Source organism: Pseudogulbenkiania ferrooxidans 2002 (genome assembly GCF_000174355.1).
In the GTDB taxonomy this organism is placed as follows: domain Bacteria; phylum Pseudomonadota; class Gammaproteobacteria; order Burkholderiales; family Chromobacteriaceae; genus Pseudogulbenkiania; species Pseudogulbenkiania ferrooxidans.
Window position 1 is genome coordinate 1 of sequence record NZ_ACIS01000010.1, and the last position, 24,263, is coordinate 24,263.

General features: G+C 67.5%; 18 protein-coding genes. 9 read left to right on the forward strand and 9 right to left on the reverse strand.

Annotated elements, in window-relative coordinates; all coding sequences use genetic code 11:
* Positions 1 to 137: 137 nt before the first annotated feature.
* The 3 genes from hslU to FURADRAFT_RS16675 form a co-directional block, all read right to left on the reverse strand.
* The gene (gene hslU / locus FURADRAFT_RS16665; RefSeq protein WP_008955333.1) at positions 138 to 1,481 is read right to left on the reverse strand and encodes an ATP-dependent protease ATPase subunit HslU; all 1,344 of its coding nucleotides are present in this window, start codon (positions 1,479 to 1,481) and stop codon (positions 138 to 140) included.
* A gap of 228 nt (positions 1,482 to 1,709) precedes the next feature.
* Positions 1,710 to 2,246 carry an ATP-dependent protease subunit HslV gene (gene hslV, locus FURADRAFT_RS16670; protein WP_008955334.1) on the reverse strand — a complete coding sequence of 179 codons (537 nt, stop codon included), beginning with the start codon at positions 2,244 to 2,246 and terminating at the stop codon, positions 1,710 to 1,712.
* 84 nt (positions 2,247 to 2,330) lie between these two features.
* Positions 2,331 to 2,576, reverse strand: coding sequence for a YdcH family protein (locus tag FURADRAFT_RS16675; protein ID WP_008955335.1), 246 nt, complete (start codon positions 2,574 to 2,576; stop codon positions 2,331 to 2,333).
* Between the two features lie 135 nt (positions 2,577 to 2,711).
* Here FURADRAFT_RS16675 and FURADRAFT_RS16680 point away from each other — a divergent pair, with 135 nt between their 5' ends.
* The 8 genes from FURADRAFT_RS16680 to FURADRAFT_RS16715 all read left to right on the forward strand — a co-directional run bounded on the left by FURADRAFT_RS16680 (position 2,712) and on the right by FURADRAFT_RS16715 (position 12,066).
* Positions 2,712 to 3,401: an energy transducer TonB gene (locus tag FURADRAFT_RS16680; RefSeq protein ID WP_008955336.1), complete on the forward strand. Its 690-nt coding sequence runs from the start codon at positions 2,712 to 2,714 to the stop codon at positions 3,399 to 3,401.
* A 3-nt stretch (positions 3,402 to 3,404) separates the two neighbouring features.
* Positions 3,405 to 4,082, forward strand: coding sequence for a MotA/TolQ/ExbB proton channel family protein (locus tag FURADRAFT_RS16685; protein WP_008955337.1), 678 nt, complete (start codon positions 3,405 to 3,407; stop codon positions 4,080 to 4,082).
* The gene (locus FURADRAFT_RS16690) at positions 4,069 to 4,479 is read left to right on the forward strand and encodes an ExbD/TolR family protein (protein ID WP_008955338.1); all 411 of its coding nucleotides are present in this window, start codon (positions 4,069 to 4,071) and stop codon (positions 4,477 to 4,479) included. Before FURADRAFT_RS16685 ends, FURADRAFT_RS16690 begins: the two co-directional genes overlap by 14 nt.
* 111 nt (positions 4,480 to 4,590) lie before the next feature.
* Positions 4,591 to 6,819 carry a TonB-dependent receptor gene (locus tag FURADRAFT_RS16695; RefSeq protein WP_008955339.1) on the forward strand — a complete coding sequence of 743 codons (2,229 nt, stop codon included), beginning with the start codon at positions 4,591 to 4,593 and terminating at the stop codon, positions 6,817 to 6,819.
* Between the two features lie 107 nt (positions 6,820 to 6,926).
* A complete protein-coding gene (locus tag FURADRAFT_RS16700; protein WP_008955340.1) occupies positions 6,927 to 7,607 on the forward strand; it encodes a Fe2+-dependent dioxygenase in 681 nt (226 codons plus the stop codon).
* Positions 7,608 to 7,718: 111 nt separating this feature from the next.
* Complete coding sequence (locus FURADRAFT_RS16705; protein WP_008955341.1) at positions 7,719 to 8,270, forward strand: PAS domain-containing protein; 552 nt, start codon at positions 7,719 to 7,721, stop codon at positions 8,268 to 8,270.
* Between the two features lie 599 nt (positions 8,271 to 8,869).
* The gene (locus tag FURADRAFT_RS21435; protein ID WP_236261623.1) at positions 8,870 to 9,703 is read left to right on the forward strand and encodes a methyl-accepting chemotaxis protein; all 834 of its coding nucleotides are present in this window, start codon (positions 8,870 to 8,872) and stop codon (positions 9,701 to 9,703) included.
* Positions 9,704 to 10,476: 773 nt separating this feature from the next.
* Entirely contained in the window at positions 10,477 to 12,066 is a 1,590-nt protein-coding gene (locus FURADRAFT_RS16715; RefSeq protein ID WP_150105097.1) for a methyl-accepting chemotaxis protein, read from the forward strand.
* 81 nt (positions 12,067 to 12,147) lie between these two features.
* Here the strand turns inward: FURADRAFT_RS16715 and FURADRAFT_RS16720 are convergent, their stop codons facing one another.
* The 5 genes from FURADRAFT_RS16720 to parC all read right to left on the reverse strand — a co-directional run bounded on the left by FURADRAFT_RS16720 (position 12,148) and on the right by parC (position 22,611).
* The gene (locus FURADRAFT_RS16720) at positions 12,148 to 16,404 is read right to left on the reverse strand and encodes an ATP-binding protein (protein ID WP_008955344.1); all 4,257 of its coding nucleotides are present in this window, start codon (positions 16,402 to 16,404) and stop codon (positions 12,148 to 12,150) included.
* Between the two features lie 3 nt (positions 16,405 to 16,407).
* The gene (locus tag FURADRAFT_RS16725) at positions 16,408 to 17,133 is read right to left on the reverse strand and encodes a response regulator (protein WP_008955345.1); all 726 of its coding nucleotides are present in this window, start codon (positions 17,131 to 17,133) and stop codon (positions 16,408 to 16,410) included.
* A 216-nt stretch (positions 17,134 to 17,349) separates the two neighbouring features.
* Positions 17,350 to 18,696, reverse strand: coding sequence for a sigma-54-dependent transcriptional regulator (locus FURADRAFT_RS16730; RefSeq protein WP_008955346.1), 1,347 nt, complete (start codon positions 18,694 to 18,696; stop codon positions 17,350 to 17,352).
* Positions 18,689 to 20,239: a two-component system sensor histidine kinase NtrB gene (locus FURADRAFT_RS16735; protein WP_008955347.1), complete on the reverse strand. Its 1,551-nt coding sequence runs from the start codon at positions 20,237 to 20,239 to the stop codon at positions 18,689 to 18,691. The genes FURADRAFT_RS16730 and FURADRAFT_RS16735 overlap by 8 nt, the downstream gene beginning before the upstream one ends.
* A complete protein-coding gene (gene parC, locus FURADRAFT_RS16740) occupies positions 20,236 to 22,611 on the reverse strand; it encodes a DNA topoisomerase IV subunit A (protein WP_008955348.1) in 2,376 nt (791 codons plus the stop codon). Before parC ends, FURADRAFT_RS16735 begins: the two co-directional genes overlap by 4 nt.
* A 73-nt stretch (positions 22,612 to 22,684) precedes the next feature.
* Here parC and FURADRAFT_RS16745 point away from each other — a divergent pair, with 73 nt between their 5' ends.
* The gene (locus FURADRAFT_RS16745) at positions 22,685 to 23,152 is read left to right on the forward strand and encodes a GNAT family N-acetyltransferase (RefSeq protein WP_008955349.1); all 468 of its coding nucleotides are present in this window, start codon (positions 22,685 to 22,687) and stop codon (positions 23,150 to 23,152) included.
* A gap of 205 nt (positions 23,153 to 23,357) precedes the next feature.
* On the opposite strand, the gene FURADRAFT_RS16750 is transcribed toward FURADRAFT_RS16745, so the two are convergent.
* Positions 23,358 to 24,107, reverse strand: a complete 750-nt coding sequence (locus FURADRAFT_RS16750) for a BPSS1780 family membrane protein (protein WP_008955350.1) — start codon at positions 24,105 to 24,107, stop codon at positions 23,358 to 23,360.
* Positions 24,108 to 24,263: the final 156 nt, after the last annotated feature.

The window sequence follows — 24,263 nt, forward strand, 5'->3', positions numbered from 1 at the left end:
TTGCACCACCCGACTCACCCGCCCGCCGCGCCGCTTCCGGCCCGCCGGCACCATGCAAAAAAGCAAAAAGCCGGCGTTTTTGCCGGCTTTTTTTGAAAATACCGCTTCCTCGCAATCGGAAGCGCCATGGCAGCCCGTTACAGCACGTAGCGCGCCAGGTCTTCGCGCTGCGACAGCATGTCGAGCTTGCTGTCGACGTAGGCGGCGTCGACTTCGAAGCGGCCGGTACGGGTGTCGAAGGAGATTTCCTCGAGCAGCTTTTCGATCACGGTGTACAGGCGGCGCGCCCCGATGTTCTCGGTCTTTTCGTTGACGTGCCAGGCGATCTCGGCCATGCGCTGGATGCCGCTGTCGGCGAACACCAGCTCGACACCTTCGGTCGCGAGCAGCGCTTCGTACTGGCGTGTCAGGCAGGCGTCGGTGTTGGTGAGTATCTGGCGGAAGTCATCGACGGTCAGCGAGGTCAGTTCGACGCGGATCGGGAAGCGCCCCTGCAGTTCCGGGATCAGGTCGGACGGCTTGGCGAGGTGGAAGGCGCCGGAGGCGATGAACAGGATATGGTCGGTCTTGACCATGCCGTACTTGGTGGTGACGGTGGTGCCTTCGACCAGCGGCAACAGGTCGCGCTGCACGCCGGCGCGCGAGACGTCGGCGCCATTGCCTTCGATGCGGCTGGCGACCTTGTCGATTTCGTCGATGAAGACGATGCCGTTCTGTTCGACGTTCTGCAGCGCTTCCTGCTTGATCTCGTCTTCGTTGACCAGCTTGGCGGCTTCTTCTTCGATGACCAGCTTGAGCGCTTCGGCCACGTTCAGCTTGCGCGCCTTCTGCTTGCCGGCGCCCAGGCCCTGGAACATGGTCTGCAGCTGGCTGGAGAAGTCTTCCATGCCCGGCGGGGCGAGGATTTCCATCTTGCCCTGCGGCGCGGCGACGTTGATTTCGATTTCCTTGTCGTCGAGCTTGCCCTCGCGCAGCATCTTGCGGAATTTGAGCCGGGTGGCGCTGTCTTCGGGCTTGCTGGCGGGCGCTTCTTCCTCGCCGGCGAAGAAGCCGGCCGGCTGACGGGCCGGCGGCAGCAGCACGTCGAGGATGCGGTCTTCGGCGGCGTCTTCGGCGCGGTGGCGCAGGCGCTTGATGGCGGCGTCGCGGGTGTCCTTGATGGCGATCTCGGTGAGGTCGCGGATGATGGTATCGACGTCGCGGCCGACGTAGCCGACCTCGGTGAACTTGGTGGCTTCGACCTTGATGAAGGGGGCGTTGGCGAGCCGTGCCAGGCGGCGCGCGATTTCGGTCTTGCCGACGCCGGTCGGGCCGATCATCAGGATGTTCTTGGGGGTGATCTCGCTCTTCAGCGGCTCGGCCACCTGCTGGCGGCGCCAGCGGTTGCGGAGGGCGATGGCCACGGCGCGTTTGGCGGCGTCCTGGCCGATAATGTGCTTGTTCAGCTCGTGAACGATTTCCGGCGGGGTCATTTGGGTCATGGCGTATTTCCGGCAAGGTTGGCCGAAGGCGTCGGCCAAGCTCGGGTCCGGCTCCGGCTGGGACCACCGCACACTCTTATATAGAGTCGCGGCGGTCGGATGTTACGGTGGCCCCGAGACGGTCGGGGCGTGCTTTGGCAAACCCCATCGCGACGGGCGTGCCGGCCTCCTCGGTGCGAGCGCCGCTGGCGCTCAGGCGGCGGAGGCGGTCGCCGAGTCGATGGGCTTTCAGTCCAGCGTCTCGATCAGGTGGTTGTGGTTGGTGTAGATGCAGATGTCGCCGGCGATCTCCAGCGACTTCTTGACCACCACGGCCGGGTCGAGTTCGGTGTTCTCGAACAGCGCACGCGCCGCCGACTGGGCGTAGGCGCCGCCGGAGCCGATCGCCGCGATGCCTTGCTCGGGCTCGAGCACGTCGCCGTTGCCGGTGATGATGAGCGTGCTTTCCTTGTCGGCCACGATCAGCATCGCTTCCAGGCGGCGCAGCATGCGGTCGGTACGCCAGTCCTTGGCGAGTTCCACCGCCGAGCGCACCAGGTGGCCCTGGTGCTTTTCCAGCTTGGCTTCGAAGCGCTCGAAGAGGGTGAAGGCATCGGCGGTGCCGCCGGCAAAACCGGCCAGCACCTTGTCGTGATAGAGGCGGCGAACCTTGCGCGCGGTGGCCTTGATCACGATATTGCCGAGGGTGACCTGTCCGTCACCGCCCAGCGCCACGCGCTGTCCACGGCGGACGGAGACGATGGTGGTTCCGTCAAACTGCTGCATGTTCTTGTTCCAATGAAAAAAGCTACCGGCGAGCTGCCAGCAGCTTTTCAGGATATGTAGGCAAGTGGACGGATTGCAAGCGGGTCAGGACACGCCGCCGCGGATCAGCCGGTAGAGTTCGTCCTTCAGCGCCAGACGGGTTTTCTTGAGCCGTTCCAGTTCCACGTCGCTGGCGGCCTCCAGCTCGTTCTCGATGCGCACTACGGCCTTATCGGCCTGCTCGTAGTCGATGAACAGGCGGGTAAAGCGGGCGCTATCCTGCTTGAGCTGGTGGATCTTGTCCTGATCGCCGGGAAACTCGGCGGCGAGGGGGTGATGGTCGATGTGCATGGCACGCTCCTGCAAGTGATGGAAGGCAATAGGGGATGGAACCATGCTACGCCCGACGCCGGATGCCCCCGTTGACCTGTATCAAATGCGCACAGCCACTATGTTAATGATAATAATTTGCGTTATCATTCTCGTATGAACTCGCGTACCGAACGTTTTGCCGCCCTGAGCGGCGTCACCCTGCTGCACGTCGCCGCGCTGGCCGGGCTGACCCTGCTGGCCGCTCAACACGTGCCGATCACGCCGCCGCAATTGGCACGCATGGAACTGGTGTCCCTTGCCGCGCCGCATCCGGCCGCTCCGGCCCCGCCCGTGCAGGCGGCGCCACGCCCCGAACCGAAGCCCAGGCCCGAGCGCCCGGCCGCGCGCCGTAGCGCGGCCACCTCCCCGCCGCTCTTGAGTACCCCGGCGCCGCGTCCCGGTGCGGCAACACCGAGCGCCACGCCGTCCCCGTCCCCGGCGCCGGAGGAGCACCGCAGCGAGGCCACCTCCAGCAGCGCGGCCCCGGCCAAAGCGGCCGAGGCGGCCGACGCCCCGATCACGCCGCCGCTCTACCGCGGCGGCTACCTGGACAATCCCAAGCCGCGCTACCCGACGCTGTCGCTGGAGCTGAACGAGAGCGGCACGGTGCGGGTGCGGGTGCAGGTGAGCGCCGAAGGCCGCCCGCTGGACGTCAGCCTGGCGCAGAGCAGCGGCTACCCGCGGCTGGACCGCGCGGCACTGGAGGGGGTGCGCCAATGGCGCTTCGTGCCGGCCCGGCGCGGGCAGGAGGCCATTCCCTTCAACTTCATCGTACCCGTCGATTTTTCCATCAAAAGCCACTGAACCATGAATCTGCTGACCGTATTCCACCAGGGGGACGCCGTGCTCGTGACGGTGTTCATGCTGCTCATCGCCATGTCAATCCTGACCTGGTACGTCATCGCGCTGCGCGCCGTGCAGGGCTGGCGCGCGCGCCGCGACAACAAGCTGGCCGAAGCCGCGTTGTGGAACGCCGCGAACTGGCCGACGGCGGAAGCGGCACTGGCCGGCTCGACCTCGGCCTACGCCAACCTGGCGCGCGACGGCCTGTCGGCGCTGCGCCACTTCCACGCCAACGCGCAGCGCTCGCTGGGGCAGGCCTGCGACCTGAACGAATTCCTCACCCGCGCCATCCGCAAACGGCTGGCGCAGGAGACCGGCCGCCACGAGGCGGGCATGACGCTGCTGGCCTCGGTCGGCTCGACCGCGCCGTTCATCGGCCTGTTCGGCACGGTGTGGGGCATCTACCACGCGCTGGTGAACATCGCCGCAGAGGGACAGGTGTCGATCGCCACCGTGGCGGGGCCGATCGGCGAGGCGCTGGTGGCGACCGCCGCCGGCCTGGCGGCGGCGATTCCGGCGGTGCTGGCGTACAACACCTTCATGCGCCTGCAGCGGGTGATGGCGCAGCAGATGGACCACTTCGCGCACGACCTGCACGCGCAACTGCTGACCCAGGCGGGAGAGATCGATGGCGTTCGGTAGTTTCGACAAGGGCGAGCACGCCCCGATGGCGGAGATCAACACCACGCCACTGGTCGACGTGATGCTGGTGCTGTTGGTGGTGTTCATCATTACCGCGCCGCTGTTGACCAACGCGGTCAAGGTCGACCTGCCGCAGGCGGCGGCGGCCCGCTTCGAGGACAAGCCGGAGGCGATCCGCCTGGCGGTCCAGCCGGACGGCCGCTACTTCTGGAACGACGTCCCGGTGGCGCGCGAGGCGCTGGCGGCGCGCTTCGCCGCCGCCGCGCGCGCCAACCCGCAGGTCGAACTGCATCTGCGCGCCGACAAGAACGCGCGCTACGAGTACGTCGCCGAGGCGCTGGCCAGCGCCCAGCAGAGCGGCGTGAGCCGCATCGGCTTCGTCACCGAAGCCCCCTGATCCACCCCTGATTCCCGCGCGACACGCCCCACGGACCTCCATCACAGAGGGAGGCCGCGGGTCGTCTTGCGCCCGGAATCCGTCACCACCCACCCTTTTGCAGAGGAAACCATGAACCCAAAGAGCCTGAAGGCTTCGGCCAACGTCGCTCAATCCAAACTGCCGGCCCGGCTCACCGCCGGCATGCTGGCGGCGGCGCTGTCGCCGGCGCTGGCCTACGCCGCCGGCACCACGGCGGACAGCGCCGAACTCGAGACGGTCAGCGTGACCGCCGAGCAGCCGCTGCGCGGCAGCTACAAGACCGAGACCTCGAACATCGGCAAGCAGAAGCAGGCGCTGAAGGACATCCCGCAGGCGATCACCGTGGTGAACCGCCAGTTGCTGGACGACCAGCTGGCCAGCAACCTGAAGGACGCGCTGAAGAACGTGTCGGGCATCACCTTCGCCGCCGGCGAGGGCGGCCGCTCCGGCGACCAGGTCTACCTGCGCGGCTTCGCGGCGTTCCAGGACACCTACCGCGACGGCCAGCGCGACGTGGCGCAGTACAACCGCGACCCGTTCAACGACGAGAAGATCGAGGTGCTGAAGGGGGCGAGTTCGATGCTGTTCGGCCGCGGCAGCACCGGCGGCGTGGTCAACCAGGTCAGCAAGACGCCGTTCGCCGGGGAAAAACTCGAGGGCAGCCTGACCGTGGGCACCGACGACTTCCAGCGCATGACGCTGGACATCAACCAGGCCTTCAGCGACACGGCGGCCGCGCGCCTGAACCTGATGGCGACCAACGACGGCACGCCCAACGGCATCGAGGTGGCGAAGCGCTGGGGCGTGGCGCCGTCGCTCGCCTTCGGCCTGGGCGAGCCGACCACGCTGACGCTGTCGCACCTGCACCTGACCGAGAACAACACGCCGATGCTGGGCGTGCCGTACGACCCGAACACGCACCGTCCGATCGACGTGCCGGCCGACCGCTACTACGGCCTGCAGGGCATGAACAGCGAGGACATCCAGACCGACATCTCCACCGTGCGCCTGAGCCACAAGTTGGCCGAAGACCACGAACTGAGCAGCCAGCTGCGCGTCGGCCGCTACGACCGCTGGCTCACCGTGGCCCAGCCGCAGCTGCGCAACGACAGCAACAGCGGCGGCGTCAGCGCCGGCACCCCGGTGACCGACGCCACCCTGCTGCGCTATTCCGGCAAGAACCGCGGCTCGCTCACCGAGGTGCAGGCGTGGAGCAACGACTACACCGGCCGCTTCGACACCGGCGGGCTGCGCCACAACCTGCTGGCGGGGGTCGAATTCACCCACGAGACCCAGGACGCCTTCAGCATCGTCGCCAGCCAGAACATCGCCAACCTGCTGACCACGGTGGGCGACCCCAGCGCCGTCAGCTACACCGGCAGCTACAGCACCAGCCCGTCCAACAGCTACGTCACGCGCAACTGGGCGCTCTACGCCACCGATACCGTCGAGCTGACCCCGCAGTGGAAATTCATGGCCGGGCTGCGCCAGGACCGGCTGGAAGGCAGCTACAAGGCCTACAGCAACGGCAGCGTCAGCCGCGAGAACGTGCGCGACGACAAGGGCATGAGCTACCGCACCGGCCTGATCTGGCAGCCCAGCACCAGCCAGAGCTACTACGCCGGCTACAGCAACCTGATGAACCCGTCCGGCGAGGCCTACCAGTTCGACGTCACCAGCGGCGCCAGCGCCGACCGGCTCAAGCCGGAGCGCAACGAGCATTACGAGATCGGCGCCAAATGGGACCTGCTGGACGGCGACGCCTCCTTCCGCACCGCGCTGTTCCGCACCATCAAGTACAACGAGCGCAACACCGACGCGCTGTCGCCCGACATCAGCATCCTGTACGCCAAGCGCCACACCGACGGCATCGAGTTCGAGGTGGGCGGCCGCCTGAGCGAGAACTGGTCGGTGTTCGCCGGCGCCGCGCTGCTGGACCCGGTGATCGACCAGGGCTGGAACAACACCACCCAGTCGGCCTCCGACGCCAACGCCGGCGCGGTGCCGAAGTACACGCCGAAGCGGACCGCCAACCTGTGGACCACCTACAAGCTGAGCGACACCGTCACCGCCGGTTTCGGCGCCTACTACACCGGCAAACGCTATTCCAGCGACAGCAGCAAGGACCAGTCGGCGGCCAACTACCTGCCGGGCTTCATCCGCTACGACGCGATGCTGGCGTACGAGACCCGCAAGTACAAGGTGCAGCTCAACCTGAACAACCTCACCGACAAGAAGTACTACATCGGCCAGTACACCGGCCACGCCTACGCCGGCAACCAGCGCGAGGCGCAGCTGACCATCGGCTACAAGTACTGAGTCCACCCCGAGCCCGGGCTTCGGCCAACCCCGGGGTTGGCCGAAGCCCTTGCCCCCGACACCGCATCGAACAACCGCGCCGGCACGGCGCCCGAAAGGCAACGCACATGCTGCTCCACGTCCCCGACGTCCTCACCCCCGAAGAACTGGCGCACGGCCGCGCCCTGCTCGAACGCGCCCCGTGGGCCGACGGCCGCCTCACCGCCGGCAGCCAGTCGGCGCAGGTCAAACGCAACCTGCAGCTGCCGCAGGACTGCGCCGAGGCGCGCGAGCTGTCCGCCATGGTGGAGGCCGCGCTCAAGCGCAACAGCCTGTTCTTCTCCGCCGCGCTGCCCAAGAAGGTCTTTCCGCCGCTGTTCAACTGCTACCAGGGCGGCATGGACTTCGGCAACCACGTCGACAACGCCGTGCGCGCCGACCCCTTCAGCGGCGACTGGGTGCGCACCGACGTGTCCTGCACGCTGTTCTTCACCGGCCCGGACGAATACCAGGGCGGCGAACTGGTGGTCGAGGACTGCTACGGCCTGCACCAGGTGAAGCTGCCCGCCGGCGACATGGTGCTGTACCCGTCGACCAGCCTGCACCGCGTCGAACCGGTCACCGCCGGCGCGCGCATTGCCTCGTTCTTCTGGACCCAGAGCATGGTGCGCGACGACGCCAAACGCAGCCTGCTGTTCGACATGGACAGCGCCATCAGCAACCTGCGCCGCACGCACGGCGACAACGACGCGCTGATCATGCTCACCGCCAACTATCACAATCTCTTGAGAATGTGGGCCGACATCTGATACCACAGCCGCGTTGACAATGTTCTTGCCGCGCCCGGAGAGCTCATCCACACTGTCATAACAAAGCCTTGGGCGTGCACACCCAGCGGGCAAACAAGATGGGAGAGAAACATGGACGCCACGACGACGGCCAGCCGGGAAGTCACCCTGCAGCCGGACGAACTGATCATCACCAAGACCGACCCCAAGGGCCACATCAGCTACGCCAACCGGGTCTTCATGCGCATCTCCCGGTACGCCGAACCGCAGCTGCTGGGACAACCGCACAACATCATCCGCCACCCCGACATGCCGCGCGGCGTGTACCGCCTGCTGTGGAAAACGCTGCAGGCCGGCCAGGAGTTCTTCGGCATCATCAAGAACTACACCGCCGACGGCGACTATTACTGGGTCATGGCCAACATCACGCCGGATTACGACCGGCACGGCCAGCTGATGGGCTACTACTCGGTGCGACGCTGCGCCACGCGCAAGGCGATCGACACCATGACCGAGCTCTACCGCCGCATGCGCGAGATCGAGGCCAGCAGCGGCAAGGCCGCCGCTCCCGACGCCTCGGTCGCCTGGCTGCTGGAAGAGGTCAAACGCCGCCAGTACAGCTCGTTCGAAAACATGGTGCTGGACCTGAACAAACCGGCCCAAGCGGGAGCAGCCCAGCGATGAACACCCCACTCCAGCGCAAACGTTCCCCCTTCATCCGCGACTACATCAAGTTCGCCCTGCTCGCCTTCAACCTGCTGCTGGTGCTGAGCTTCGTCGCCCACTTCTTCGCCCCGGACGGCGCCCAGCCCTACATCCTGGGCCTGGTGTTGCTGTGCTCGCTGCTGGCCTCGGCCTTCATCCAGCGCCAGTCCGGCCGCATCCTGGCCACCCTGGACACCCTGCACGAACAGCTCGGCTACGCCCGCTCGGGCGAACTGCACCACCGCGCCACGCGCACCCAGAAACAGGGTGAGGTCGGCATGGTGGCGTGGGAGCTGAACGACTTCATGGACCTGGTGGAAACCTACTTCAAGGAAATGAACACCTGCTTCGCCCGCGTCAGCCGCGGCGATTACAGCCGGCGCCCGCTGAAGGTAGGCCTGCCCGGCGTGTTCGCCAGCTCGATGGACAACATCGACAAGGCGATCCAGGCCATGGAAGACAACAGCGAGTTCGTACGGCGCAACCGGCTGTCCTCGCAGCTGAACCATCTCAACGCCCCCAACCTGCGCCAGAACCTGGCCGCCAACCAGGCCGACCTCGCCGCCATCAGCGAGGCCATGGAAACCGTGTCGGACATCACGCGCAGCAATGCCGACGGCGCCCGCGAAAGCCTGGAGAGCGCCGCCCGCCTGAGCGGCAGCCTCGACACCATCGCTGCCAGCGTGCACAGCATGAGCGACGCCAGCCATGCGCTGAACCAGGCGTGGCAAGGCATCGAGAGCTCGCTCTCGGCCATCTCCGACATCGCCGACCAGACCAACCTGCTGGCGCTCAACGCGGCCATCGAGGCGGCGCGCGCCGGCGAGACCGGGCGCGGCTTCGCCGTGGTCGCCGACGAGGTACGCAAGCTGGCCGAGCGCAGCAAGGACACCGCCCACCAGGTGCAGACCGTGCTGGCCTCGCTGTCGGCCCGCATCGCCGACATGCAGAGCAAGTCGCAGCAGGCCGGCGGCGTCGCCAACGAGGTCAAGACCTCGGTCGACGCCTTCCGCCAGCATTTCGCGCGTCTGGCGCAAAGCTCGGACGAAGCGACCAGCCAGGTATACCGGGTGCGCGACAAATCGCAATCGTCGCTGGTCAAGGTCGGCCACATCATGTTCAAGCAGCACGTCTACCACGCCGTCGAGGAGGGGCAGCAGGCCGGCCCGCCGCCGCGCCAGGAGCAGCTGGACGAACACCTGCACGCCTTTGCCGCCACCCGTGCCTACGGCGAATACCGGCAGCCACAAGCCGCCCTGGAGCAATGCGTGTCGTCGGCGCTCAGCGCCTCGCAGCAGCCGGACAGCATGGACGAAAACCAGATCATCCAGCTGATGAGCGAACTGGAGCAGCACAGCCAAGCCATGCTGCAACTGTTCGACCGCATGGCCGACGAGCGCTCCGCCCACTAGCCATGACCCGTGCCGGCGCCTTCCCTGACAAGGCGCCGGCCCTCACCCTCCCCTGCTGCCTCGTGTCACCCGGCGCTTCCTGCGCCGACCGCTGCAACGCTCCTCCCTCCGCCTCCCGCCCCGCCTCTCGACCTGCCGTCGACTCCTGGCCATGCCCTGATTCAGCCCCACCGGTCCCAAGGCGGTACTGCCGTGCCCCAGGATAAGCACCTTTGCAAAGCCCTGACCGCCCAAGCACCGCGACGTCGTTGCGCGGCGTTGCCGTGCTACGTGTACTGCCTGCCGCCGCGCGCCTGGCAAAAATCGCCGCACCGGGTTTTGTCCGCGCCCCGTAAAGACAACGAGTCCGCAGGACCAACCAGCACTGCAGCGCTCAATCCTGCAAGGGCCAGACATCACCGCAATACAATTATTTACGTAAATAAATAATGTATTTCATTTTATAAATTACAAACAAAGAAAATACCGTCATAACTCCATCACAGCGTCTGAAAAATCCGTCCGCAAAATCACCCCCGCTTCACCCCAAAAAAGCACCAACCCATCCGGCCAGGCCATGCCCCATGGGAACCGCCTCCCAGCCCGCCAGGGTTTGAAACAAAAACCCAGGATGCGTGGCCGTTTGTTTACACACATAATTTAAAATCCAACGACCACGGCCCTGACAACAACATCCACACCGCCGTGGCCCGGCTGGCCGGCCCCCCGGCAGACCGGACGACACTCGACACAGACCATCTGGAGCACACAGCATGCGCCTACGCACACGACTAATGATCCTTGTCCTCGCCAGCTTTCTCGGCACCCTGCTCATCGCCGGCCTGGCGCTCCACTCGCTGCGCAGCGAGCTCTACAGCCAGAAGAGCGAACAGATCACGGTGGCCCTGCGCATGGCGGAGGGCGTGATGAACCGTTATGGCGCCCTGGAACAACAGGGCAAGCTGAGCCGCGCCGAGGCCGAACGGCAGGCCAGCGCCGCCCTCAACATGCTGCGCGTGGACGACCTCTACTTCTTCGCCCGCGACGCCAACAACGTGCTCAAGGTCCATCCCAAGGCGGAACGCGTGGGCAAGGTGGATCTCGGCAGCACGCTGCCGGACGGGCGCACCACGGTGGCGGCCTACGAGGAGGCGCTGGCGGGTCACAAGTACGGCATCACCACGATCCAGACCTCGCGCGGCAGCAGCCAGCAGCCGATACCTAAGCTCAACGGCGTGATGCGCTACGAGCGCTGGGGCTGGACGGTCGGCACCGGCATCTTCGTCGACGACGTCGACGCCATCTTCTGGCGCGAGGCATCGCTGCTGCTCGGCGTCAGCGCGGCGGTCATGATCGGGGTCGGCCTGCTGTCGCTGGCCATGTCACGGCGCATCATCGGCACGCTGGGCGGTGAACCCGCCTACGCCGCCGAGATCATGGAGGCCATCGCCGCCGGCGACCTGAGCCGCGACATCGTCGCTCAGGGCCAGGAACACAGCTTGCTGATGGCGATGCGGCGCATGCAGTCCGGGCTGCGCCAAATGATCGAGCAGATCAACCGCTCGTCGGCGCTGATGACGCATACCGCCCAGGAGCTGGCCGGCGAGATGCGCAAGCTGGACCAGGTATCGAACACGGCCAGCGAGTCGACCACCTCCGCCGCCGCCGCCATCGAACAGCTGTCGGTCAGCATCGACCACGTTTCCGACAGCGCACGGCAGACCGAAAGCGACTCGCAGACCATGGCGGAGCTGGCACGCAGCGGCTGCGGCGTCGCCCAGGCAGCGGCCGGAAGCATCCTCGCCGTCTCCGGCCAGGTAACCGGCGCCGCCGCCATGGTGGAGCGCCTGGCCGAGCACACCAGCAGCATCAGCGGTATCGCCGAGACCATTCGCGACATCGCCAACCAGACCAACCTGCTGGCGCTCAACGCGGCCATCGAGGCGGCGCGCGCCGGCGAGACCGGGCGCGGCTTTGCCGTGGTCGCCGACGAGGTGCGCAAGCTGGCGGAACGCACCGCCGAGGCCACCAGCGAGATCGCCAGCATCATCGGTACGGTGGTGAGCGAGACCTCGACGGTATCGGCATGCATGGAGGAAATCCGGCCGGCGGTGGAAAACGGCGCGAGCCAGGTGCATGAAGCGGCCGAAACCCTCCATCGCATCAGCCGCAGCGCCGAACAGACCCTGGCGCTGTTCCGCAACGTCGCCTATTCGATGTCCGAGCAAAGCCAGGCCGGCACCAGCATTGCCGGCAGCGTGGAACAGGTGGCGGGGGTGGTGACGGAAACGCGCAGCGCCGTGGCCCTGGCCACGCGGGTGGTGCATGACATCGACAGCATGGCCAAGGGCCTGCACGACGCCGTTTCGCGCTTCCGGCTGTAACGCAAGCGTTGGCCGAAGCCGGGCCGCCAGGCGCAAGGCTGGTGGTTTTCCATGGCACCGCGGACCAGCGCATGCGCCGGCTCAGGCCGACTGGCCTTCCGCCTCCAGCCAGACGGTGAGCTCCTGCAGCCGGGCCTCGAACTCCGCCATGTCGGTTCCGAACCCGCCCGGCTCCGGCTGGCGCGCGGCCGTTTCCAGCGCCTCGGCCACCGCGCCCAGCGCCATGGCGCCGACCATGCGGCTGGCCCCCTTGATACGGTGCGCGGCCCACGCCACACGCGCGCTGTCGTTGGCGTCCACCGCGGCGCGCAGCGCGGCGACGTCTTCCTGGTTGCTCTGCAGGAAGTCCTGCAGGATTTCCCATTCCAGCATGCGGTCCCCATTGCTGTAGACCGCCAGCGCGGAGCGCTCCACCGGCTCGCCCTTAGGCGCCGCCGGCTCCAGGCCGGGCTCCGCCGCCATGTCCGCCACGGCAGGGCGACACAGCCACTTCTCCAGCATCCGGCCAAGCTGGGCCAGGTTGAGCGGCTTGGTGAGAAAATCATCCATGCCGGCCGCCAGTGCGCGGTCCGCCTCTTCCTTGCCGGCGTTGGCGGTGCAGGCGACGATCGGGATCCGGCCGCCTCCCTCCCCAAGCTGCTCGTGCTGGCGGATGGCGCGTGCCAGCTGATAGCCGTCCATCACCGGCATATGGCAATCGCTCAGGATCAGCGAGAAGTGCCCACTGCGCCAGCGCTGCAAGGCCTGCACGCCGTCTTCCGCCACCTCCACCGGGTAGCCCAGCAGCTCCAGCTGCTTCTGTCCCAGCTTGCGATTGGTCGGGTTGTCTTCGACGAAGAGGATCGGCTTGAAACCGGCCAGCACCGTCCGGTCGAGGCCCAAGGGCACGGGCGGCGCATCGGCGAGCGGCGCAGGCGACGCCTCCAACACCGCTGCCGACAGCGTCAGCGTGGCGCAGCTGCCTTGCCCCGGTTCGCTGTCGAGGCTGACGTCTCCCCCCATCAGCCTGGCCAGGCGGCGGCAGATGGCCAGCCCCAGCCCGGTACCGCCGAAGCGGCGGGTGGTATCGCTCTCGGCCTGAGTGAACGGCTCGAACAGGCGCGCCACGGTGTCCCTGGTCATGCCGATGCCGGTATCGACGACGTCGAAACGCAGGGTCTGGGCCAGCTCATCCTCCGCCAGCAGCGAGACGCGCATCTCAACCGAGCCTTGCTGGGTGAACTTGAGCGCATTGCTGACGAAGTTCTGCAGGATCTGGCGCAGCCGCAGCGAATCGAGCAATAGGCAGGGCGCCACCCGCTCGTCGACCCAGGTGGTGAACCACAGCCCCTTGCGCCGGGCGTTTTCCAGGTACAGCCCATGCACCTGGGCGACGATGCCGGCCACCGACGTCGCCTCGGGTGCGAGGTCGAGCCGGCCGGCCTCGATCTTGGAAAAATCCAGAATGTCGTCGATCAGGCGCAGCAAGGTCTTGGCGGACTCCTGAATGGTGTCCACCGCGTCGTGCTGCTCGGGGTCGAGCGGGGTCAGCGCCAACAGTTCGACCATGCCCAGCACGCCATTCATCGGCGTGCGGATTTCGTGGCTCATCGCCGCCAGGAAGGCGCTCTTGGCATGATTGGCGCTGTCGGCCTGACGGCACGCCTCGATCAGCTCCGCCTCCTGCTGCTTGAGCGCGGTGATGTTGGCCCAGACCCCGACCGTGCCGCGCCCGGGGATCTGCCGCTCGTTGATCTGCCACCACGCCTCGCCCAGTTGCAGCGAAAAGGACGAGGCGCCCTGGCGGTGGCGATGCACCCGCTCGGCGAGCCACTGCACGGCGTCGAACCCCGGCTCGGGACGCTCGCCCCGCTGCAGCAACGCCCGCACCGTGTCCTCGAACGAGATACCGAGCAGGGCGTCGGATGACTGCCCCTCGCTGACCAGGTCGGCGAAGCGCTGGTTGCACAGCAGCAGCTGATCGTGCGGTCCGTACAACACGAAGGCCTCGGAAATCGACTCGATCGCCCCCAACAGCTGGTGACGGGATTCCGCCGCCTCATCGCGCGCCTGCTGCAGGGCGAACTCGGCCAGTTTGCGCTCGGTGATGTCGAGGCAGGCCAGAATCATGCCCCCCTGGACGCTCTCGCCGTGCAGTGCCTGGCCCTCGATCAGCACCCACACCGGCATGCCGTTGCTGCGCAGGCATTCCGCCTCATACTGCACGCGGTCGCCCTGTTCGCGCGCGCGGCACAAGGCCTGTCCGAGCGGAATCCAGATCTGCTGGTCGGCGACCAGTTCGAACAGATGCAACGGCAGCAAGCCGCCCCGCGCGGTGCCGAAGAGCTGTTCCGCCGCGTGGTTGGCGCGCAGGATCCGGAAGTCTTCGTCGATGCGCAGCAAGCCGACCGGCGAGGCCGCGTACACGGCTTCCTCTTCCTGCAACACGGCCCGCAGCCGCTGCTCCGATGCCTTGCGGCGGTTTTCTTCGGCGTAGAACCCCATGATGCTGGCAAACGCCGCCAGCAGGGCGTCCTGCGCCTGCGCCATGGCGTCCTGGTCCGGCGCTTTCAGGCACACCAGCGCCATCAGCCGCTGCTCCTGCCGGACCGGCATCAGCCGCCACGGCGCCGCCCCCATCTCCAGTTCCATGTCGCCGTCGGCCGTCGCCAGCAGCTCGGAGAGCGAATCCAGCAGAACATCCCAGGCCAGGGTGTCGCGGCATCCTTGCCGGGCCAGGAAACGAAAGCGCTGGCCGCCGTCCGCATCGGGCTCGACCACGATCAGCCCGCCCTCGGCGGCATGGCAGAACTCAAGAAACAGCGCCAGCAGCCGGGTGAAAACATGCAGGCGGGCACGGTTGGCCAACAGCAGCGAGGTCACCCCCGAGATCGCCGACAGCAGGGCCAGGCTGCGCTCGTGCGCCATTTCCGCCAGCCGTTGTTCGTGTTCGTCGCGCACCACCAGCAAGCGGCGCGTGTGGCGCCCGAAGCGCCCCTGCGCCATGCCGCTCAAGGTGATCCCGGTAAAGAAGCGGCTGCCGTCGCGGCGGATGCCGACCCCTTGCAGACGGGTCTCGGCGCCCTCCGGGGTGACGCCGTCCTGCGGCGGCACGGCTTGCGCCAGCTCCAGCAGCTCGCCGTAGGCCCGTCCTGGCAGTTCGTCGCGACGATAGCCGAACAGCTGCTCGGCCCCCAGGTTGGCCATCTGGATGATGCCTTCATCGTTGACCGTGAGAATGGCGTCGCGGGTGGCATCCAGCACCTGCTGCAGGCGCCGCAGCGGGCGCAGGATGCGGCGCATCACGGCGAACAGCAGCGCCGCATACAGCGCGAACGCCAGCAGCGAGGCGAGCACCGTCAGCTGCAGCTCGCGATAAAGCGCCTGACGATGCGCCTCCAGCGTCGATTCCGCCAGCCGGGAGGCGTCGTCGGACAGGAACAGCACCTCGTCGTGCGCCCGGCGTATGGCCTCCACGTAGACTCCGCTGACCGGCAGCGAGGCCGCCGCGCCCTGCAATTCGGCAAGTTGCGCGTTGCTCATGCGAAACAACTGGTACGTCGCCGCGTTGAGCTTGGTGAGACGCTGCGACAGTGCACCCGGACCGAGATAGCGGATATTGCTCTGCAACAGCTCCAGCATCAGAAGGCCACGTTCGCGCTGAGACGCCAGGTCGGCTTCGTCGCTGGAGTTGAGGCGCCGTTTCAGCTCGAGGCGCATCAGCAGGGCCGCCCCTTCACTGCCGATCGCACGGCGCAGCAGCCAGGCATCGAACTTGACCCCGGCAAGCCGGCTCTGGAGCTCGTTGTCATCGTCGCCGAGACGGTACGAGTGGTTGGCGAGTTCGGCGTCGATGCTTTCGAACAGGTGGTTGCTGGCCAGTTGCCAGCTGAAGGCTAGGCTTTCGTCGGCCCGGCCAGGGTGGTGTTGCAGGTAGCGGTCGATCTCGGTGCGCAGCTTGGCCAGATGGTCATAACGCTGGCGGATCGCGACCAGGTTGGCCCGGTCCCTCGTCCCTTCCAGCACTTCCACGCTGTGCAGCGCCTCGGCCAAGGCCCGGTCGCCCTGTTGACGCAGGCGCTGCAGCTCGGGCGCTTCGTAGCGCCCCGGCGGCTGGGAGCGCACCAGCAGCAGGCGGGTCTGGGTGCCTTCCCGTTCCAGAAAATCGGCGGCAAGGAACAGTTGGTGCGAGGCGCGGTTGAGGTCGACCAGCCATTGGGCACGGCGGTACTGGTGCAGCGAGTCCTGGAGCAGCAGGTAGGAGGCCAGCCCCTGCAGCACGCCCAGCACGATCACCACCAGCACCACCGCCCGGCCGATGGCAACCGTCTGCGTCCAGCGTCCCTTGCCGTCGGTCATGACTCAGTCCCGACCCGGCTGGTCGGGCTCCACGATGGACAGATGGCTGACGCCGTAGCGGTCGCGGAAGTTGCGCAGCGCGGCCAGCTGGGTGGCGGTGATGCGGGTCCCCTTGGGCAGCAGCAGGTGGCCGGACAAATTGGTCAGATCGCGTGCCAGCACCATGCCGGGCTTGACCCCTTCCAGGGGGAGCAGGATGCCGGCAGCAAGGTGAGACTCGTCCAGCGCCGCGTGCTCGAGCAGGGTGGAAGCGTGGGGTTGGCTGAAGTGCTGCGCCTGGCCAGAGTGGGTCGATACCGAGAAATAGCGGAACGGGTCCGCCTCCGGGCGCGGCTTGGTCATGGCCAGTTCGATCGCCTTTTCGACATCGGCCGGCTTGGGCGGCTTGACGATGAAGCCGTCGGCGTGCAGACGCGCCGCGGCCAGCACGTTGCTACGGTCGGCGTGCCCGGACAGGAAAATGAACGGCAGGTTGGACGGGTTGGCGGTCTGCCCGCAGCGCAGTTCTTTCAAGAGTCCGATACCGTCCAGACCGTCCATCTGGATATCGCACAGCACCAGGTCGACCTGGCGGATATCCAGGGTGCGAATGGCGGCTGCGCCGTCGGCCGCCTGCAGGATGGCCTCCGGACGCAGGCCCATATTGCGCAGGGCCTGCGTCATCAGGGTTCGGATCAGGAGCTGGTCGTCCACCACCAAGACCTTGAGTCTGGCAAAGTCGACACTCATTCGGTTGGCACCTCAGCATGGGACTTGAGCCTCCATGATGGACGCGAAGCCGGCGCAGAGGCAAGGAGATTAAGCGTTTGGCATGGCTGCAGTGAACCGACAGCCACTCTTCATCACCCTGCTCCAGGTCCTGTCATGGCCCTGGATGACCCGAGGCATGCCCGGCCAGGTTGGCCGAACACCGGGTCAGCCCGGCTTCGGCCAACCTGGGCGACGCTACTTGATGCCGAGGCGCTCCAGGCGGTAGCGCAGCGAGCGGAAGCTGACCCCGAGCAGCTTGGCCGCCTGGGTGCGGTTGAAACGGGTCGCCTGCAGCGCCTTGACGATGGCATCGCGCTCGACCCGGTCGAGATACTCCTGCAGCCCTTCGCCCCCGCCCGCCACCGGCGGCTCAGCCCCGCCCTCGCTGCACGCGGCATCGGACAACTGCAGGTCGGCCACGTCCACCCGGCCGTCGCTGGCCAGCGCCGCGGCGCGCTCCAGGATGTTTTCCAGTTCGCGAAAGTTGCCGGGATAGTTGTACCCCATCAGCGCCTTCACCGCGTCCGGGCTGAGGCGCGGACGCGGGCCGTCGCCGGCCAGCCGCTCCAGCAGGCGGCCGACGAACAGCGGGATGTCCTCGCGCAGCTCGCGCAGCGGCGGCATGTTGAGCTGGATGACGTTGAGGCGGTAGTAGAGGTCCTGGCGGAACGCGCCGCTGTCGACCAGCGCCGCCAGGTCGTGGTGGGTGGCGCACAACAGGCGCACGTCGACCGCCTCCTCGGGGCCGCCGCCCAGCTTGCGCACGCGCTTCTCCTGGATCGCGCGCAGCAGCTTAACCTGCATCGCCAACGGCAGGTCGGCCACCTCGTCGAGGAACAGCGTGCCGCCGTTGGCCTGCTGGAAGAAGCCGTCGCGTTCGCTGTCGGCGCCGGTGAAGGCCCCCTTGCGATGGCCGAAGAACTCGCTCTCCATCAGGTTTTCCGGGATGGCGCCGCAGTTGACCGGCACGAACGGCCGCGCCGCGCGCGGCCCCTGCTCGTGGATCAGCCGCGCGGCCTGCTCCTTGCCGGTGCCGGACTCGCCGTGGATGTAGACCGCGGCCTGGGTACGCGCCAGCCGATCGATCAGCCGCCGCACCTCCTGCATCGCCGGCGATTCACCGACCAGCCGCACCGCGCCGTCCACGGCACTACCGGCTGCGCGCCCCTCCAGCGCCAGCGCCGACTGCACCAGCGTCCTCAGCTGCGCCAGGCTGACCGGCTTTTGCAGGTAGTCGAAGGCGCCGGCCTTCATCGCCGCCACCGCGTTGTCGGCACTGCCGTAAGCGGTGATCACCGCCACCGGCACGTCGAGCCCGGCTTGGCCAATGTGCTCGACCACCGCCAGCCCTTCGCCGTCCGGCAGGCGCATGTCGGTCAGCGCCAGGTCGAACGGCTGGCGCGACAGCTGGCGGCAGGCGTCGCCGACGCTGGCGGCGGTCACCACCTCCAGCCCCATCTTGATCAGCGTCAGTTCCAGCAGTTCGCGGATGTCCGGCTCGTCGTCGACGACCAGCACGCGGCGGAGGGAGGTTCTAGTCATAGGCTTTCCGGCAGTACAGTCTGAAACGCCCGCCCGGGCTCAGGTAGGCGAGCAGGGCATCGTTGGCCTCGGCCAGCTCGCGGGCGATGTAGAGCCCGAGGCCGGTGCCGCTGCTTTCGGTGGTATAGAACGGTTCGAACAAGTGGGACTGGTGCTCGGCACCGACGCCGGGCCCGTCGTCCACCACGTCGATCAGGAGCGCGCTCTCGCTCTCGTCGACCTCGATGCGCAGGGAACCGGTATGGCGCTGGCAGTAACGCCAGCCGTTGGCCAGTAGGTTGCCGAGAATCTGCGCCAGGTGGCCTCGGTCGAAGATCATGGCGCGCGGGCTGTTGAAGGTGGTGACGATGCGGCCGGCGGCGGCGGCTTCGCCGAGCACGAACTGCTCGACCAGCTCGGTCAGCACCGTCGCCGGGCGCAGCACCTCGGGGCGCACCCGGTCGCGCCGGTTGAGCGCCAGCACCTCTTCCACCAGGCGGTCGATACGCCGCGTATTGTCGCGCACCATCGCCGTCAGGCGCCGCGCGGAAGGGTCGACGGCGTCCTCGCCCAAGAGCTCGGCGGCGTGGCTGATCGCCGCCAGCGGGTTGCGGATTTCGTGGGCGATATTGGCCGTCAGCCGCCCCAGCGCCGCCAGCTTGAGCTGGCGCGCCTCTTCCGCCAGCTCGCGCGTCTCGCGCAGGAACAGCAGCAGCGTCGGGGTGTCCCCGGTCAGGAGCGGCACCATGCGCCCGATCAGCGCCTGGGGCTGGGCGTTGAGCTGCACCGGCCGCGCCAGCAAGGGACAGCCGTCCTGGCGCCAGCGCGCCACCGGCGCCGCCAGCTCGGGCAGCAGCTTGCCACGCTCGACCAGGGCGAAGTGGCGCGTGGCGGCGTCGTTGAACTGGCGCACCCGGCCTTCCTGGTCGAGCACCAGCACCGCCTCGCGCAGGCTCTGCAAGGCCAGCTCGTTGAGGCGGTTGAGCTGGGCGATCTCGCTGCCGCGCGCCGCGGCGAGTTGCTCCGACTCGCGCGCCACCCGGGCCAGCTGGTGGGTGGTGACGCTGGTGACGAATCCGGCGCTGGCCAGGAGTGCCGCCTGCACCAGCTCACCGGTGGTGCCGTTCAACGCCAGGATGTCGTACAGCGTGACCCCCAGCAGCGCCAGACTGGCCAGCGCGGCGTAGAACAGCGCGTAGCGGCCGGAGGCCAGCAGCCCGGCCACCGCCAGGTAAGGCAGCAGCAACACGCCGTAACCGCTTTTCACACCGCCATTGAGCGCCATCAGCGCGACGATCATGACGATGTCGACGCTGACCCCCAGCGTGACCTGCACGCCGTGCGCCAGCGGGCCGCGCCCGAGCGACAGCCACAGCCCGATCAGGATCGAGTAGGTCAGCACCCAGCTGTAGAACGCCGGGCCGGCCACCAGCAAGGGCTCGCCGTCGAAGCCGTGCAGCTGCGACACCAGCAGCAGCACCAGCACGATGGTGCCGCGGAACGCGTTGAACAGCCTGAGCGCGTTGGCCGAAGGCAGCGTGAGCGAACGCGGCAGCTCGATCATGCGCGTCCGGCCGGATCGACGATGGCCGTCACCAGCCACTTCTTCGGCAGCAGCTGGCCGCGCCGCGCGCGCTTGCCGTCGTACTCGGCGAGCGCCACCTTCTCCTCGCTCTGCTTGCCGCGCACCGACTGCGCCGTCAGCTGCGCCTTGTCGCCGCCGACGAGGCCGATCGCGGTGAGCGCCTCGCCCTCGCCCAATTGCATCAGCATCAAGCCGCGGCCCTTGGCCAGCTCCTTCAGCTCACCGGCCGGAAACGCCAGCAGGCGGCCGTTGTCGGCGGCCGCCACCAGCCGCAGCGCGTCGAGCTTGGCCGAAGCCGGCACGTGCAGCGGCGCGAGCACGCTCTCGCCGTCCTCCAGCGTCATGAACGCCTTGCCGGCCTTGACCCGCCCGGCCATGTCGCCGATCTTGGCGATGAAGCCGTAGCCGCCGGAGTTGGCCAGCACGAAGCGCGTGCTGTCCGGCCCGGACAACAGCTGCGCCGGCTTGGCGCCGTCCTGCAGCTCGACCAGGCTCGCCACCGGCACGCCGTCGCCGCGCCCGGTCGGCACCACGGCCGGATCGACGGTGTAGGCGCGGCCCTTGGAATCCAGCACGATGACCGGCCACACGGTACGCGTTTCCACCACGGTGGCGAGCGCGTCGCCGTCCTTGAAGGAAAGCGCGCTCAAATCGACGTTGTGGCCGACGCGGGCGCGGATCCAGCCCTTCTGCGACAGGATGATGGTGACCGGCTCGTCGGCGATGGTCTGCGTCAGCACCGCGCGCTCGGCGGCCTTGATCTCGCTGCGGCGCGCGTCGCCGTACTTGGCGGCGTCGGCCTGGATCTCGTCGCGCATCAGCCCGGTCAGCGCGTCCGGCGTGGCGAGGAGGTGGCGCAGGCCTTCGCGCTCCTCGCGCAGTTCGGACAGTTCTTTCTCCAGCTTGAAGCCTTCCAGCCGCGCCAGCTGGCGCAGGCGGATTTCCAGAATGTCCTCGGCCTGCACTTCAGTCAGGCCGAAGGCCTTGATCAGGTCGGGCTTGGGCTCGTCCGATTCGCGGATGACGCGGATCACCTCGTCGATGTGGATGAAGGCGATCATGCGGCCTTCGAGGATGTGGATGCGCTTGTCCACCTGGGAGAGACGGTGCTCGAGGCGGCGCGTCACGGTGCGGCGGCGGAACGCCAGCCACTCGGCGAGGATCGGCTTGAGCCCCTTCTGGCCGGGGCGGCCGTCCAGCCCGATCATCACCAGGTTGAGCGCGGCGTTGCCCTCCAGGCTGGTCTGCGCCAGCAGCACGTTGATGAACTCGTCCGGGTCCTGGCGGCTCGACTTGGGTTCGAACACCAGCCGCACCGGGCTGTCGCTGTCGGACTCGTCGCGCACGCGGTCGAGCAGGGAGAGCATCAGGCTCTTGAGGTTCTGCTGATCCTGCGTCAGCGTCTTCTTGCCGGATTTCACCTTCGGGTTGGTGGCCTCCTCGATTTCGGCCAGCACCTTCTGCGCGCTGGAGCCGGGCGGCAGCTCGGTGACGATCACGCGCCACTGGCCGCGCGCCAGCTTTTCCACCTCCCACTTGGCGCGCACGCGCACGCTGCCGCGGCCGCTCTCGTAGGCGGCGAGGATGTCTTCGACCGGCGTGATGATCTGGCCGCCGCCGGGGAAGTCCGGCCCCGGCACGTAAGCCATCAGCTCGGCGGTGCTGAGTTCGGGGTTGTCGAGCAGGGCGACGGCGGCGCCAGCCACCTCGGTCAGGTTGTGCGGCGGAATCTCGGTGGCGAGGCCGACGGCGATGCCGGAGGCGCCGTTGAGCAGCACCATCGGCAAGCGGGCCGGCAACAGCGCCGGCTCGTCGAAGGCGCCGTCGTAGTTGGGCACGAAGTCGACCGTGCCCATGTCGATCTCGGACAGCAGCAGTTCGGCGATCGGCGTCAGGCGCGCCTCGGTGTAACGCATCGCCGCCGCGCCGTCGCCGTCGCGGCTGCCGAAGTTGCCCTGGCCGTCGATCAGCGGGTAGCGCAGCGTGAAGTCCTGCGCCATGCGCACCAGCGCCTCGTAGGCCGAGCTGTCGCCGTGCGGGTGATATTTACCGAGGATTTCGCCGACTACGCGCGCCGACTTCACCGGCTTGGCGCCGTGCGTCAGGCCCATGTCGCGCATGGCGTAGAGGATGCGGCGCTGCACCGGCTTCTGGCCGTCGGCCACTTCCGGCAAGGCACGGCCCTTGACCACGCTCATGGCGTATTCGAGGTAGGCGCGCTCGGCGTACAGGTCGAGCGGAATCCACTCGCCGGCGTCGCCGTCGGCGACGGGTGGCGGCGGCGCGGCGGGGGGAGTGCCGGCCACGGCAGGCTCGGCGATATCGTCTGCGAAGAGGTCGTTGTTGTCCATGGCGGGCCGGACACGCGCCAAGGCGCATGTCATGGTATGTTGGTTGTCGGAATTGATCGGGGAGGATTGTACTATGGCCAGCTTCATCCAGTGGCAATGCCACCGCTTCGACGGCTTCACTCTGCTTACCCTGTACGAAATGCTGCAGCTGCGCGGGCGGGTGTTTGTGGTCGAGCAGCGCTCGATCTACGAGGATATCGACGGCACCGACCTCGATTGCTGGCACCTGACCGGCCGCGACGGCCAGGGCCGCCTGGTGGCCTACGCCCGGCTGATCGCGCCGGAACAGAAATACCCGGATGCCGCCGCCATCGGCCGGGTGGTGGTGGAACCGGACTGGCGCGGCAGCGGCATCGGTCGCCAACTGATGGCCGAAGCGGTGCTGCGCACCGCGCGGCTGTTTCCCGGCGCGCCGATGATGCTGTCGGCGCAGGCCTACGCCCAGGACTTCTACGCCCACTTCGGCTTCGAGCGCGTGTCCGAGCCGTACGACGACGGCGGCATCCTGCACGTCGACATGCGCCGCCCACTCGACGAGTGAGACTTCAGTCCCGCTTTCCCGATCAGGCGTCAACCGGCCACAGCAGGCGAGCGAGCCAAAGCAGGTTGAGTGCCGCCAACGCACAGGAACCGGAATGTACATAAAGTACATGAGGATTCCTGATCGCTGAGCCAATCGAAGATTGGCACGCAGTATTGTCGGCGCTCAAGATGCAAAGGCACAGCCGCCTAATGTGGATAGGTTCTCAAGGTTGGCCGAACACATCCTTCCACGCCGTGTAGCCGGTGACGTAAACCACCGGGAACCACAGCAGCAGGCCAAGAAACAAGGGCAGCGCCGCCAGCACGAACAACACGGTCAGCATCAGCCCGCAGGTCAGCACCGCCGGCCAGTTGGCGAGGCCGGCGCGGATGCTGAGCTTGAGTGCCGGCCACGCCGCCAGGCCGTTCTGCACCACCAGCGCCGGCGCGAACCAGTAGGCCAGATTGACCACGAACACGATCACGCCCCCCAGCAGCATGCTCGCCATCATGGTTCCGACGTGGCCCGGCGCGCTCATCATCTCGGGCGTCGGCACCGTCCCCCCCAGCAAGCGCAACAGCAACCCGAACCCCAGCAGGGCCGCCAGCAACAGCGCCAGATAGAGCAGGCCGACGCCGAACAAGGCCTGGCCGGCGCGGCGGAAACCGCCGAACAGGTCGGCCACCCCCAGTTCGTCATGGTGCTCGGCACGCGCCGCCGCCAGCACGAAGCCGCCGGCGAACAACGGCCCCAGCAGGAACGCCAGCAGGCCGCCGATCATCGGCAGCGAGCTGACCAGAAGATGCAGCCCGAAATAGGCCAGTGCGAATAGCGCCCAGGTCAGTGGCTGGTCACGCACGATCAGGAAAGACTCGACGATCCAGCGCCAGCCATGCGCCGCGCTCACCTGGCGCGGTTGCGGCGGCGACGTCGGGGTGATGGTCCCCGGCGGAGAGGTAAAAAAATCGCTCATAAACTCCGATCCTCGGGGCTCAGCTTCCATCATAGCCCCAACAATATGACAAGGTTGATCGCCGCCGCCCCGAACTGGCGGCAGCCGGTTGCCGCCCGGGGGTCAAATCAGCGATAATTTCATGATTTAGCGACGGTTCCGCCGCTTCGGCCACTG

Coding starts and splice junctions, on each gene's coding strand:
- FURADRAFT_RS21435 (WP_236261623.1), top strand. CDS start 8,870: ATGGAAACCGTGTCGGACATCACGCGCAGCAATGCCGACGGCGCCCGC.
- FURADRAFT_RS16690 (WP_008955338.1), top strand. CDS start 4,069: ATGGCGTTCGGTAGTTTCGACAAGGGCGAGCACGCCCCGATGGCGGAG.
- FURADRAFT_RS16715 (WP_150105097.1), top strand. CDS start 10,477: ATGATCCTTGTCCTCGCCAGCTTTCTCGGCACCCTGCTCATCGCCGGC.
- hslU (WP_008955333.1), bottom strand. CDS start 1,481: ATGACCCAAATGACCCCGCCGGAAATCGTTCACGAGCTGAACAAGCAC.
- FURADRAFT_RS16730 (WP_008955346.1), bottom strand. CDS start 18,696: ATGACTAGAACCTCCCTCCGCCGCGTGCTGGTCGTCGACGACGAGCCG.
- FURADRAFT_RS16725 (WP_008955345.1), bottom strand. CDS start 17,133: ATGAGTGTCGACTTTGCCAGACTCAAGGTCTTGGTGGTGGACGACCAG.
- FURADRAFT_RS16675 (WP_008955335.1), bottom strand. CDS start 2,576: ATGCACATCGACCATCACCCCCTCGCCGCCGAGTTTCCCGGCGATCAG.
- FURADRAFT_RS16750 (WP_008955350.1), bottom strand. CDS start 24,107: ATGAGCGATTTTTTTACCTCTCCGCCGGGGACCATCACCCCGACGTCG.
- FURADRAFT_RS16705 (WP_008955341.1), top strand. CDS start 7,719: ATGGACGCCACGACGACGGCCAGCCGGGAAGTCACCCTGCAGCCGGAC.
- FURADRAFT_RS16685 (WP_008955337.1), top strand. CDS start 3,405: ATGAATCTGCTGACCGTATTCCACCAGGGGGACGCCGTGCTCGTGACG.
- FURADRAFT_RS16680 (WP_008955336.1), top strand. CDS start 2,712: ATGAACTCGCGTACCGAACGTTTTGCCGCCCTGAGCGGCGTCACCCTG.
- hslV (WP_008955334.1), bottom strand. CDS start 2,246: ATGCAGCAGTTTGACGGAACCACCATCGTCTCCGTCCGCCGTGGACAG.
- FURADRAFT_RS16745 (WP_008955349.1), top strand. CDS start 22,685: ATGGCCAGCTTCATCCAGTGGCAATGCCACCGCTTCGACGGCTTCACT.
- parC (WP_008955348.1), bottom strand. CDS start 22,611: ATGGACAACAACGACCTCTTCGCAGACGATATCGCCGAGCCTGCCGTG.
- FURADRAFT_RS16720 (WP_008955344.1), bottom strand. CDS start 16,404: ATGACCGACGGCAAGGGACGCTGGACGCAGACGGTTGCCATCGGCCGG.
- FURADRAFT_RS16700 (WP_008955340.1), top strand. CDS start 6,927: ATGCTGCTCCACGTCCCCGACGTCCTCACCCCCGAAGAACTGGCGCAC.
- FURADRAFT_RS16735 (WP_008955347.1), bottom strand. CDS start 20,239: ATGATCGAGCTGCCGCGTTCGCTCACGCTGCCTTCGGCCAACGCGCTC.
- FURADRAFT_RS16695 (WP_008955339.1), top strand. CDS start 4,591: ATGAACCCAAAGAGCCTGAAGGCTTCGGCCAACGTCGCTCAATCCAAA.